The organism is Symbiopectobacterium sp. (assembly GCF_047692315.1).
Classification (GTDB): domain Bacteria; phylum Pseudomonadota; class Gammaproteobacteria; order Enterobacterales; family Enterobacteriaceae; genus Symbiopectobacterium.
The window spans coordinates 145,795-157,987 of the sequence record NZ_JBLLJS010000005.1 but is presented as its reverse complement, the minus strand read 5'-3'; the positions used below and the strand labels follow the sequence as shown (position 1 = coordinate 157,987).

General features: G+C 51.5%; 5 protein-coding genes and 4 pseudogenes. 3 read left to right on the top strand and 6 right to left on the bottom strand.

The features are described from left to right. Positions 1 to 138: 138 nt before the first annotated feature. Both ACMZI0_RS02260 and acnB read right to left on the bottom strand, forming a co-directional pair. Positions 139 to 303 (bottom strand): annotated as a pseudogene (locus ACMZI0_RS02260) (YacL family protein); the annotation flags it as partial. A 546-nt stretch (positions 304 to 849) separates the two neighbouring features. Next, entirely contained in the window at positions 850 to 3,450 is a 2,601-nt protein-coding gene (gene acnB, locus ACMZI0_RS02255) for a bifunctional aconitate hydratase 2/2-methylisocitrate dehydratase (RefSeq protein ID WP_415671787.1), read from the bottom strand. A gap of 447 nt (positions 3,451 to 3,897) precedes the next feature. On the opposite strand from acnB, the gene ACMZI0_RS02250 reads away from it, so the two are divergent. From ACMZI0_RS02250 to ACMZI0_RS02240, 3 genes and pseudogenes are all read left to right on the top strand, one after another. Continuing rightward, entirely contained in the window at positions 3,898 to 5,097 is a 1,200-nt protein-coding gene (locus tag ACMZI0_RS02250; RefSeq protein ID WP_415671786.1) for a Tar ligand binding domain-containing protein, read from the top strand. Positions 5,098 to 5,304: 207 nt separating this feature from the next. Next, positions 5,305 to 6,044 (top strand): annotated as a pseudogene (locus tag ACMZI0_RS02245) (SIS domain-containing protein); the annotation flags it as partial. Next, positions 6,043 to 6,756, top strand: a pseudogene (locus ACMZI0_RS02240) (PfkB family carbohydrate kinase); the annotation flags it as partial. The pseudogenes ACMZI0_RS02245 and ACMZI0_RS02240, both read left to right, overlap by 2 nt. 521 nt (positions 6,757 to 7,277) lie before the next feature. On the opposite strand, the gene ACMZI0_RS02235 reads toward ACMZI0_RS02240, so the two are convergent. The 4 genes and pseudogenes from ACMZI0_RS02235 to aceF all read right to left on the bottom strand — a co-directional run. Further along, the gene (locus ACMZI0_RS02235) at positions 7,278 to 7,424 is read right to left on the bottom strand and encodes a hypothetical protein (RefSeq protein WP_415671785.1); all 147 of its coding nucleotides are present in this window, start codon (positions 7,422 to 7,424) and stop codon (positions 7,278 to 7,280) included. Positions 7,425 to 8,098: 674 nt separating this feature from the next. Further along, on the bottom strand, positions 8,099 to 9,085 hold the full coding sequence (locus tag ACMZI0_RS02230; RefSeq protein ID WP_415671784.1) for a Gfo/Idh/MocA family protein: 987 nt from the start codon (positions 9,083 to 9,085) through the stop codon (positions 8,099 to 8,101). Positions 9,086 to 9,253: 168 nt separating this feature from the next. Further along, positions 9,254 to 10,678, bottom strand: coding sequence for a dihydrolipoyl dehydrogenase (lpdA, locus tag ACMZI0_RS02225; protein ID WP_415671796.1), 1,425 nt, complete (start codon positions 10,676 to 10,678; stop codon positions 9,254 to 9,256). Between the two features lie 215 nt (positions 10,679 to 10,893). After that, a pseudogene (aceF, locus tag ACMZI0_RS02220) lies at positions 10,894 to 12,177 on the bottom strand (pyruvate dehydrogenase complex dihydrolipoyllysine-residue acetyltransferase); the annotation flags it as partial. Positions 12,178 to 12,193 lie beyond the last annotated feature (16 nt).

Genomic DNA, 12,193 nt, shown 5'->3' with positions numbered 1-12,193 from the left:
ACCTCCAAGCCCATTTTTGTTTATTTTTTATCCATTGATATCAAATCGATAAATTAGCATTAACTCTATGAAATCCCATGAGTTCCCGCTAGATCCCGCCAATTCCCGGAAGTATCAAATAAATCACCTCTCTATACATTGGCGCTCACTTCCTGCCACATCGCGCGCCGCCTCTTCTACCTCGTCAAGCAGAGTAAGCTGTTCTTTGACTTCTTCATTAAACCAGTGGCCAACGGCTTCGTGCCCCATTGACATACGCACAATGACCTGGCCTGAGACATCCCGTAAAAATTCATAATCCATGACGCCATCCTCCCATGGTAGTGCTTACTATCAAGTGTAGCGGGCCACACTGCATCGCACAGTGATAGCCTGCAAATATTGCAAGGTCGCGTAGCGCGGCGGGGATGATACCCGTTATTGCTGTCAAACGCGCACGTTTCTCTGGAAGAAAGAAACAATCAATACAGTGACAATAAGCCAGTAGCTTCCCCCCGGCTTAAAAAAGAAATGTTTTACACTCGCCACACATGAAATCGTGCACGGAGCCAACATATGGATATACCTGGCGTAGCGGTAGGGGAAATCCCCCCCGAGAGACGACCGTATTTATGAGGATTCAAAAGGAAGGCCGGTTGGCATCGCCGCCATCATTAACCGTATCACCAACACCATTGAGCTCCCCCCAGATAACACCCTCAATGACACCGGAGGATAAACGCATTCTGGATTATCTGTTTAAGCGTTGCATGGACCATGCAGAGACCTGTCTGCGTTCTCATCGGCGATCGGCCAAAAAAAAGAGCCCATATCATCATGGGCTCTTGTCTTATCCATCAAGCGAAGAAACTAGACGGCGCTTTGGAAAATCACCCCGTCCGCTTTCGCCGTATACTGATCCAGCCGATCGAAATTCAGGTAGCGATAGGTATCCTGCGCGGTTTTATCCACCTGGGCCATCGCGGCGAGATATTCGTCAGGCGTCGGCAGTTTGCCCAGCAGTGAAGCCACCGCCGCCAGCTCAGCAGATGCCAGATACACATTAGCGCCGGTACCCAAACGGTTCGGGAAGTTACGGGTGGAGGTAGATACCACCGTTGCGCCATTGGCCACACGCGCCTGGTTGCCCATGCACAAGGAGCATCCCGGGATCTCAACGCGCGCCCCGCTCTTGCCAAACACGCTGTAATAGCCCTCTTCCGTCAGTTGCGCCGCGTCCATTTTGGTCGGCGGTGCTACCCACAGGCGCGTCGGCAGTTGGCCTTTGTGCTGATCCAGCAGTTTACCCGCTGCACGGAAGTGGCCGATGTTGGTCATGCAGGAGCCGATAAACACTTCATCAATCTTCTCGCCCTGAACATCCGACAGCCAGCGTGCATCGTCCGGATCATTCGGTGCACACAGAATCGGCTCTTTGATTTCTGCCAGATCGATATCGATCACCGCGGCATATTCTGCATCAGGATCGGCTTCCAGCAGTTGCGGATCGGCCAGCCATTTTTCCATGCCCTGCACGCGACGCTCCAGCGTACGACGATCGCCATAGCCTTCGGCAATCATCCACTTGAGCAGCACAATGTTAGAGTTCAGATACTCAATGATCGGGGCTTTATCCAGCTTGATGGTACACCCGGCGGCAGAACGCTCTGCTGACGCATCGGTCAGTTCAAACGCTTGCTCCACTTTCAGGTCAGGCAAACCTTCGATTTCCAGAATGCGACCAGAGAAGATGTTCTTCTTGCCTTTCTTCTCAACGGTTAGCAGACCCTGTTTGATGGCATACAGCGGAATGGCGTGCACCAGATCGCGCAGGGTAATCCCCGGTTGCATCTTGCCTTTAAAGCGCACCAGCACCGATTCCGGCATATCCAGCGGCATCACGCCGGTGGCGGCGGCAAAGGCCACCAGCCCTGAGCCCGCCGGGAAAGAGATACCGATCGGGAAACGGATATGGGAGTCACCGCCAGTGCCTACCGTATCCGGCAGCAGCATGCGGTTAAGCCAGGAGTGGATAACGCCATCGCCCGGACGCAAGGAAACACCGCCGCGGTTCATGATAAAATCCGGCAGCGTGTGATGCGTGGTGACGTCAACCGGCTCCGGATAAGCGGCCGTATGGCAGAATGACTGCATCACCAGATCGGCGGAGAAGCCGAGACAAGCCAGATCTTTCAGCTCATCACGGGTCATCGGGCCGGTGGTATCCTGAGAGCCTACGGAGGTCATCTTGGGTTCGCAATACTGATCCGGGCGAATCCCGGCAACGCCACAGGAGCGCCCCACCATCTTCTGCGCCAGCGAGAAGCCGCGCGTGCTCTGCGCCACATCCTTCGCCTGACGGAAGACATCACTCGGCGGCAGGCCCAGCGCTTCACGCGCTTTGGTCGTCAGGCCACGCCCGATAATCAACGGAATACGACCGCCCGCTCGCACTTCATCGAGCAGTACGTCGGTTTTCAGTTCAAAGGTTGCCAGCACTTTGTCGCTGTCGTGCAGGCGAACTTCGCCTTTGTAGGGGTAGTAGATGTCGATAACATCGCCCATGTTTAATTCATTAACATCGACTTCGATCGGCAACGCGCCCGCATCTTCCATGGTGTTGAAGAAGATAGGCGCGATTTTGCCGCCCAGCACCACGCCACCACCGCGCTTGTTCGGCACGTGAGGGATGTCTTCACCCATAAACCACAGCACCGAGTTGGTGGCGGATTTACGGGAAGAACCGGTACCGACCACGTCACCCACATAGGCCAGCGGGTATCCTTTCTGGTTGAGCGCTTCAATCTGTTTGATGGGGCCAACGGCACCGGGTTGATCCGGCGTAATGCCATCGCGGGCGTTTTTCAGCATTGCCAACGCGTGCAGCGGGATATCCGGGCGGGACCAGGCATCGGGTGCCGGAGAGAGATCATCGGTATTGGTTTCACCGGTGACTTTGAAAACGGTGACGGTAATTTTATCCGCCAGTTGAGGGCGAGACAGGAACCACTCGGCATCGGCCCAGGATTGCACGACACGTTTGGCGTGCACATTGCCCGCTTTGGCCTTCTCTTCGACATCGTAGAAGTTATCGAACATCAATAGCGTGTGCGACAGCGCATCGGCGGCGATCGGCGCCAGTGCATCATTATCCAGCGCTTCAATCAGCGGATGAATGTTATAACCACCTTGCATGGTGCCAAGCAGTTCAACGGCTTTTTCCGGGCTGACCAACGGAGAATGGGCCTCCCCTTTAGCGATAGCCGCCAGAAAACCGGCTTTTACATAGGCCGCTTCGTCAACGCCCGGCGGCACGCGGTTTACCAGCAGATCCAGCAACACCTCTTCTTCGCCAACAGGCGGTTTCTTCAGCGCATCCACCAGCGCTGCCATCTGTGAAGCGTCTAACGGCTTGGGTACGATGCCCTGTGCAGCCCGGTCGGCCACGTGCTTGCGATATTCTTCTAGCACGATTCTCTCCTCGCTCTCATTGTCTTCATTATGTCCGGCGCTCTTGCTCCCGGTTGTGATGTCCATACCCGGTTACGCGTCAGGCGATGTTCCCTCCGCCTGTGAAAATGTAGGGTGGCGTACCCGGCAGTAAGATCGTCATGCACTCCAGCATATCAATTTTTGAACGCTTTGTTAATTCCGTTTACATAAACGCAACATTGCCTGCCCGCGCAAATGCACAAGCCCTATGAAGTATGACGGGTATAAACGTTTTTTTACTTGAGCATACCACGAGCGCCCCTCGTCGACATATCCCCCACGCGCGATTGGGGTTTACATTGGGTAACTTTCAACAATTTCAGCTTGTTATGTCGTAATCGACCTATAAAAAAGACGTATGTAAGAATTCTCGTATCTTGCCGTAGCTTAACATCACTAGGGGTTAGAAAATGGATAGGTATAATCATGTCTTTTTTACGCAATATGACCATCAGAAAGGTGCTGCTGATGGTATTGACGCTGTTTCTTTTGCTGTGGGGAGGCGTGGCATGGTTTACGCTCTCCGCCCTTAATCAGGCAACGCACTATTTGATCGTAGGCAATACCCAGGTGGAGGGGTTGAATACGCTGACCAAGGGCGCGAACCAATCCATGAACACGGCAATCCGCCTTAATCAGGTGGTGACACTGATGCAAAGCGGCAAACTGACCGATGTCGATGCCACGCTGGCGCAGGCCGTCGACGAATATAACAACAGTGCGGCCAGTCTGGACGCCTTTAAAGTCATGCACCATCCTCAGGTTGCACAGCAAACGGTAGATGAAACGGCGCAGAACTGGCAGAACGTCCTGCAACAGGGTCTGCAACCGATGATGAGCGCGCTGCAAGAGAAAAAATTTGCCGAATATCGGCGCGTTTTCCGCGATGATTTTCATCCGCTGAATGAAAAATTCATTGCGGCCGTCAATAGCTATCAAGCGGTAGCCGCCGATAACCAGACAGTGCAAACCATCGATCGTCTGGTGTCATGGTGCAAAAACATCCTGATTGTGGCACTGCTGGCGGGGGCCTTGATCCTGCTGCTTACCGATCGCTATCTGGTCGGTTACGTCATCAAACCCCTCACCGCTATCCGCCGCCACTTCCGCACCCTGACCGAAGGCAAACTGGAGAAGAATCTGGACGGTTTTGGTCGCAACGATGCCGGACAACTGGTGCCCTATTTACGTGAAATGCAGGACAGCCTGAAGGCGACGGTGATTGCCATTCGCGGCAGCGCAGATGCCATCTACGTGGGTACGTCAGAGATCTATGCAGGCAATAACGATCTCTCCAGCCGCACCGAGCAGCAGGCTGCCGCATTGCAACAAACGGCGGCCAGCATGGAGCAACTGGGTACCACGCTCAAGCACAACACCGACAATGTCCATCAGGCAACGCGTTTGGCAGAAAAGGCCACCGGCGTGGCGAAACAGGGCTGGGAAATGGGCAAAGAGTTGGGTGACATTATGGACAGCATTGCCGCCAGCTCGCATAAAATTACTGACATCACCGAGCGCTATCCGCTCATCTCCATCAAGAGTGAAATGGTGGACAACCACCGCAATATCTCGTGCATTTCCCACCAATTAGTCGTCGGTGACAAGCTGCGCTTCACCGTGTAATCACTTTTTCGTTCTGTTCATCGCTTCCTGTTACGGCTTAAATCGGGATCCGCATCGCGGGTCCCGATTTTTTATAGTCGCGTGTATTGCTATAAATGTATCTCAATATTATACACATTAAAAAATACATTTAAATATATTTAAGACTCAATGTGAAAGACACGACGTGATAACGCCAATGTCAGCAGCGACCGAAGAGGAAAAGTGATGAGTATTAAAGACATTATTAGCGGCATCGTAGCAAGCAGAGCGGAGAAAGGGGGCGTAAAACACATTTACTACGTCGCCTGCGGGGGCTCCTATACGGCGTTTTATCCGGCGAAAGCCTTCCTTGAGAAAGAAGCGCAAACGGTTTCTGTCGGGTTGTATAACAGCGGGGAATTTATCCATAACCCGCCGGTAGCGCTGGGTGAAAATGCCATCGTGGTTGTGGCGTCTCACAAGGGAAATACGCCGGAAACCATTCAGGTGGCAGCGCTGGCGCAAAGTCGAGGCGTGCCGGTTATCGGGTTAACCTGGGTGACGGATTCCCCGTTGGTGGCTCACTGCGATTTTGTGGAAACCTACAGCTTTGGCGACGGCAAAGATATCGCGCAGGAGAAGACGCTGAAAGGGCTGATCAGCGCCGTAGAAATTCTGCACCAAACGGAAGATTATGCCCATTATGATGATTTCCAGGATGGTCTGAGCAAAATAAACCGCATTGTTTATCGTGCCTGTGAACACCTGAGCAAACGGGCTGCGGCGTTCGCTCAGGAATATAAAGATGACAAGGTGATTTACACCATGACCAGCGGAGCCGGTTACGGTGCGGCCTATTTGCAAAGTATCTGTATTTTTATGGAAATGCAATGGATCCACTCCGCTTGTATTCACAGCGGCGAGTTTTTCCACGGTCCTTTTGAAATTACTGATGCCAACACCCCCCCTTCTTCTTCCAGGAGAGTGCGTTTCTTGGGGGCATTCGGTCATGACGATGCTGCTCGCCACGTGCGGGCGACACTGCGCGAATTGGCCATCGATACGCAGCGTTGCCGTCACTACGACGGCGAGAACGGTTATGCCCGCATTCGGTTGAATCAGGGAGACCGGGAGTTTGTCACCAGCAATAAGAATGGCGTACTGCGCGAACATCCTCTGCATTTGACACCCGAGGATTTGGATTATATCGCGCAGTTCGACATGGCGCATTCCAGTTTAAACGGACACCTCGAAACGGAACTGGAGAAAATAAAACAACGCAACATCACGCTGTCATTTGATTTCTCCGCACGCGGAACGGATGACTATTTTAAACAGGTTTGCCCGTGGGTGGATTATGGTTTTGTCTCCTGCGGTGCGCTAACACCCGATGAAACACAAACAAAAATAAGGCAGCTTTATGATTACGGTTGCCGCCATATTATCGCCACACGGGGACATGAACATGTTTATTACTATTCTGAAAAAACACGCATCACCTGGCAGCCTGAATATATCGAACCGGTAGATACGCTGGGAGCCGGAGATGCATTTTTAACCGGCTTTATGCTATCGCTGTTAACCGCCAAACAGTCCGAACCGAACGAAGACACCGTTCTTCGCGCCATGACGGCTGGCGGAATATCGACACGCCATGTTCTTAATCACTATGGTGCCTTCGGGTTCGGGAAACCTTACAACAAAATCCACACAGGGAAGCATTGTTGTAGAATAATGCCCTGGGTAAGAAAATTCTATATTTACTTAGTGCTGATACTGTTGATAGTCTGGGGGAATCCTTTAAGCAAGCTGGTTTTGGTGGTCAGATTAAAGCGTTATCCAGTAAAACCAGTAAACAATTTCAAGAACAGAGTGTTTACAAATCGCATAACTAAATAGGTGATTTCATTAAACGAGGCGACATATTGGGTAATGAAGAGCAAGTCATCAGAGATTAAATATCAATAGAAACTGCAGGCAGATTTTATAGCCGCAACAGTACTTATAGCCACTCTAAACCAGCGGCGGCTATAGTTCGTTAATCGGTTATCGCTTTCAGGGGCATGTCATTGGATTGGCTATCACATAATCTTTATCACTAAAACATTGTGAGTTCATTCCTCCACCACTGCCATTCCAGCTCGGCCCAATTAAAACGGGGACAGGAACACTGACCGGACCATTATTTATAGCCCCATGGATAACACTGGCTGCGGCACCTAACCCTGCACCAACCCATGGTGCCGCTGGGCTCCCAATCCAGCGTCAATAGTAATATCCTTGATAATTTGTGCGTTTGCCGGGTCAATTGCTGGGCCGTTACCACCTGAAACTAAATCAACTTCAAAAGAGCTTAATTCTTTCATTTTTAATCCCTAATCTTTAATAGTATTAGAAAACACCCATAAAATAATCAAGTTAAACGAGACAAGAATAAAAGACCCTATTAAATTCGCAATGCTAAAAAAACTTCTGATATTATACATTGAGAATTCATTAAAAAATAGTGAGTAACAAAATACAAAAACATAGCCAAGACTGCTATAGCAAAAGAAAAAAATAATTTTTACCATTAGTTTCTTATCTTTCAAAAACAACGCAAGGACCAAATAATTTAAACACTTAAAAAACAAAGGGACAACATAGATGCTAAATATCATTTAATAGCCCTCATTGATCAAAGCGAACCCCTTGTTTAAGGCTTTCTTATGGTTAATGACCGTTCCTTTCCAGCCAAACTTGGAACTCAGTCTATATGTCTTGCTCTTCCCTAATTAATCGAATTTAGGTTATATGTCATCAGCCAAAATACCTAGAAAACGCTGTATTGTGCGCAAGTATGCCCTATTGCGATAGAGATACCTGTTCAAAAAACAGGCTTACTGTAAAATATTTTCCAATCTGCAATCTGCCCCCAATTCGGGCTGATAGCGATAATAAACGTATTTTATTTTCGCCGTTTTAATCCCCCCCCTCCCCCTGACCAGTGGTCGGGGGGAGGGGGGGGATTAACGCCATAGTTCCAATAGGAACTACATCATCAACCGCCCTCACCCGGAAACACAACCCCCCACTGCCGCCGCAGTTCATCCATCTGTGCCATAATCTCCAGACCCTCATCCAGCGGCATAAGCTCGCATTCGGTTTTGCCTGCGCGCAGGCACGCCATGACGGCGGCTGCCTGGTAGTTATAGCCATTTCCCTCAAGCGGGAATGTTACCGTTACGGGTTCTTCACCTATCACCGCCAGCGTGGCGGAGGTCGCTTTGGAGAATTCAGGAATAACGATCGTCCCTTTATTACCGATAATTCGCGCTTCTTTTTGCGTCGGTGTGTTTATTGAGCGGGACAACACCGCCACTTGTCCATCAGGATAGAGAAGAGCCATGGCAGAAAGGTCATCCACACCGGTTTCGTACAGGCTGGCAACGCCGGTAATCGTGGACGGAATCTGCCGAAAGACCCAGGAAGCAAACGAGATAGGGTATACACCCACATCCATTAACGCGCCACCGCCACGATGCAGACCCATTTTGCGATCCTCGGCAGGTCCTTCACGACGAAAACCGAAATCAGAACTGACCATGCGCACCGGGCCGATGGCGTCAGCATCGAGCCATTCACGCACCTGACGATAAACCGGGAAGAAGCGCGTCCACATACCTTCCATCAGAAAAAGATTTTTTTCTCGTGCGATACGGATCACTTCCGCCGTTTCATGACGATTCAGGGTAAAGAGCTTTTCACACAATACGGGTTTACCGTGATCCAGGCATAGCAGAACATTGTCTTTGTGGGCACTGTTGGGGGCTGCGATGTATACCACGTCAACATCCGGATCGCTGACCAATGCCTCATAGCTGCCGTAGTATTTCTGCGCGGGAAAATTATTGCCAAACTGTTCGGCATTTTGCAAAGAACGAGAGCCTACGGCATAAAGCTCCGCATCCGCTAGCTGGCCCAGCCCTTGTGCGAAGCTTTTCGCAATGGTGCCGGTACCCATGATTGCCCATTTAATGGTTGCCATCTCTTTTCCTCAATCAACCTGACCTGTTTTTAAAATACCGTTTTGATTTTGGATGTATAGCAGGAAAAGAAAAAAGTGTTAGCGTGCTAGCTTTTGTCGATAGCAAAAAACAGATAAAAAAAATCCGGCACCTAAGCGCCGGATTTTCATGCCTGCAAACCTGAAAACTTATTTTTTCTTCGCTTTCGGGTTCGGCAGGTCGGTGATGCTGCCTTCGAAGACTTCAGCCGCCAGGCCAACAGATTCGTGCAGCGTCGGGTGGGCGTGAATGGTCAGCGCGATGTCTTCCGCATCACAGCCCATTTCGATCGCCAGACCGATTTCGCCCAGCAGCTCGCCGCCGTTGGTGCCGACAATCGCACCACCAATAACACGGTGAGTTTCTTTATCGAAAATCAGCTTGGTCATACCGTCTGCGCAGTCAGAAGCGATGGCACGGCCAGATGCCGCCCACGGGAAGGTGGCAGTCTCAAAGCTGATGCCTTTCTCTTTCGCTTCTTTCTCTGTCAGACCAACCCATGCCACTTCCGGTTCGGTGTAGGCAATGGATGGGATCACTTTCGGATCGAAATAGTGTTTTTTGCCCGCGATAACTTCAGCGGCCACATGACCTTCGTGCACGCCTTTGTGCGCCAGCATCGGCTGACCGACGATGTCGCCGATAGCGTAGATGTGCGGCACGTTGGTGCGCGATTGTTTGTCAACGTGGATAAAGCCGCGCTCGTCAACTTCCACGCCCGCTTTACCGGCATCGAGGTTTTTACCGTTCGGTACACGGCCGATAGCCACCAGCACCGCGTCGTAACGTTGCGGTTCAGCAGGGGCTTTCTTGCCTTCCATCGAGACGTAGATACCGTCTTCTTTGGCTTCTACCGCCGTCACCTTGGTTTCCAGCATCAGGTTGAATTTCTTGCTGATGCGTTTGGTGAAGACTTTAACGATGTCTTTATCCGCTGCCGGGATCACCTGATCGAACATTTCAACCACGTCGATCTGAGAACCCAGTGCGTAATACACGGTGCCCATCTCCAGACCGATAATACCGCCGCCCATCACCAGCAGACGTCCCGGAACGCTTTTCAGTTCCAACGCATCGGTGGAATCCCACACGCGCGGGTCATTATGAGGAATAAATGGAAGCTGAATCGGACGAGAACCTGCGGCGATGATCGCGTTATCAAAGTTGATCACGGTTTTACCTTCGGCACCGTCAACTTCCAGCGTATTTGCACCGGTAAATTTACCCAGGCCGTTGACCACTTTCACTTTACGGCCTTTCGCCATACCGGCCAGACCGCCCGTCAACTGGATGATAACCTTCTCTTTCCACAGACGGATCTTGTCGATGTCGGTTTGCGGTTCGCCAAATACGATACCGTGCTCCGCCAGCGCTTTCGCTTCTTCGATAACTTTTGCTACGTGCAGCAACGCTTTAGAAGGGATACAGCCCACGTTCAGACACACACCACCCAGCGTGGAGTAGCGCTCTACCAGTACGGTTTCCAGCCACAGGTCCGCGCAGCGGAACGCTGCAGAGTAACCCGCAGGGCCAGCACCCAGTACCACTACCTGAGCTTTAATTTCTGTACTCATCATGACCTCTTAATTGATTTCCGGCGGGTCTGTGACGTCATTATTATTGAGTCTTAACGCCCTCTTCCACCGGGACGTGTCTTTGCCGCTGTAGTTTACAAAATCGTTAACAATTTTGAAACAACGAGCGACTAACGATTTGTCCTTAATCACTGACAGCTGTAACAAATAACAGCTTATCAGAAAAAAGCCGACCGTAAGGCCAGCTTTTTCGATTACATCACCAGGCGGCGGATGTCAGACAAGGTGTTGTTGATGATGGTGATAAAGCGAGCACCATCAGCACCGTCAATGACACGGTGGTCGAAGGACAGAGAGATCGGCATCATCAGACGCGGCGTACACTCTTTACCATTCCAGACCGGTTCCATCGCAGACTTGGACACACCCAGGATAGCCACTTCCGGCGCGTTGACGATTGGCGCGAAGTGCGTGGTGCCGAGACCACCGATGCTGGAGATGGTGAAGCATCCACCCTGCATTTCGCCAGCGGTCAGCTTGCCGTCACGGGCTTTCTTGGAGATGGTCATCAGCTCGCGAGACAGCTCGATAATGCCCTTCTTGTTCACGTCTTTGAACACCGGAACCACCAGACCATTCGGCGTATCAACGGCAACACCGATGTTGATGTATTTTTTCAGCGTCAGACGTTGAGCATCTTCAGACAGCGAGCTGTTGAAACGCGGCATCTGCTCAAGCGCAGTGGCAACGGCTTTCATGATGAACACCACTGGGGTGATCTTCACGTCCAGTTTGCGTTTTTCTGCTTCCACGTTCTGCTGTTTACGGAACGCTTCCAGATCGGTGATATCGGTTTTGTCGAAGTGCGTAACGTGCGGGATCACCACCCAGTTACGGCTCAGGTTGGCACCAGAGATCTTCTGGATGAGGCCCAGTTCAACTTCTTCCACTTCACCGAACTTGCTGAAGTCCACTTTCGGCCACGGCAGCAGACCCGGCAGAGAACCACCGGTCGCAGCGCCCACAGCAGGTGCAGACTCAGCGCGTTTGACCGCATCTTTCACGTAAGCCTGAACGTCTTCGCGCAGGATACGACCTTTACGGCCGCTGCCCTTCACTTTCGCCAGGTTTACACCGAACTCACGCGCCAGACAGCGGATGACAGGCGTAGCGTGAACGTAAGCATCGTTCTCAGCGAATTCACCCTTGGCTTCTGCCTTGGCAGCCGTCGGTGCAGGTGCAGCGGCTTTCGCCGGTTGCGCTGCCGGAGCGGCTTCTTGTTTAGCAGCCGGAGCAGCAGGCGCTGCGCCTTCCACTTCAAACACCATGATCAGCGAGCCAGTTTTCACTTTATCGCCGGTGCTGACTTTAATCTCTTTCACGGTGCCCGCGAACGGTGCCGGAACTTCCATAGACGCTTTGTCGCCTTCCACGGTGATCAGCGACTGTTCAGCTTCTACTTTGTCGCCCACCTTCACCATCACCTCGGTGACTTCAACTTCATCTGCACCGATATCCGGTACGTTGATTTCGATAGCCATTACTCTTTCCCTC

Bases quoted from the DNA above. Each gene is read 5' to 3' on its own strand.
- ACMZI0_RS02250 (WP_415671786.1), top strand. From the start codon at position 3,898: ATGTCTTTTTTACGCAATATGACCATCAGAAAGGTGCTGCTGATGGTA.
- ACMZI0_RS02235 (WP_415671785.1), bottom strand. From the start codon at position 7,424: ATGAAAGAATTAAGCTCTTTTGAAGTTGATTTAGTTTCAGGTGGTAAC.
- ACMZI0_RS02230 (WP_415671784.1), bottom strand. From the start codon at position 9,085: ATGGCAACCATTAAATGGGCAATCATGGGTACCGGCACCATTGCGAAA.
- lpdA (WP_415671796.1), bottom strand. From the start codon at position 10,678: ATGAGTACAGAAATTAAAGCTCAGGTAGTGGTACTGGGTGCTGGCCCT.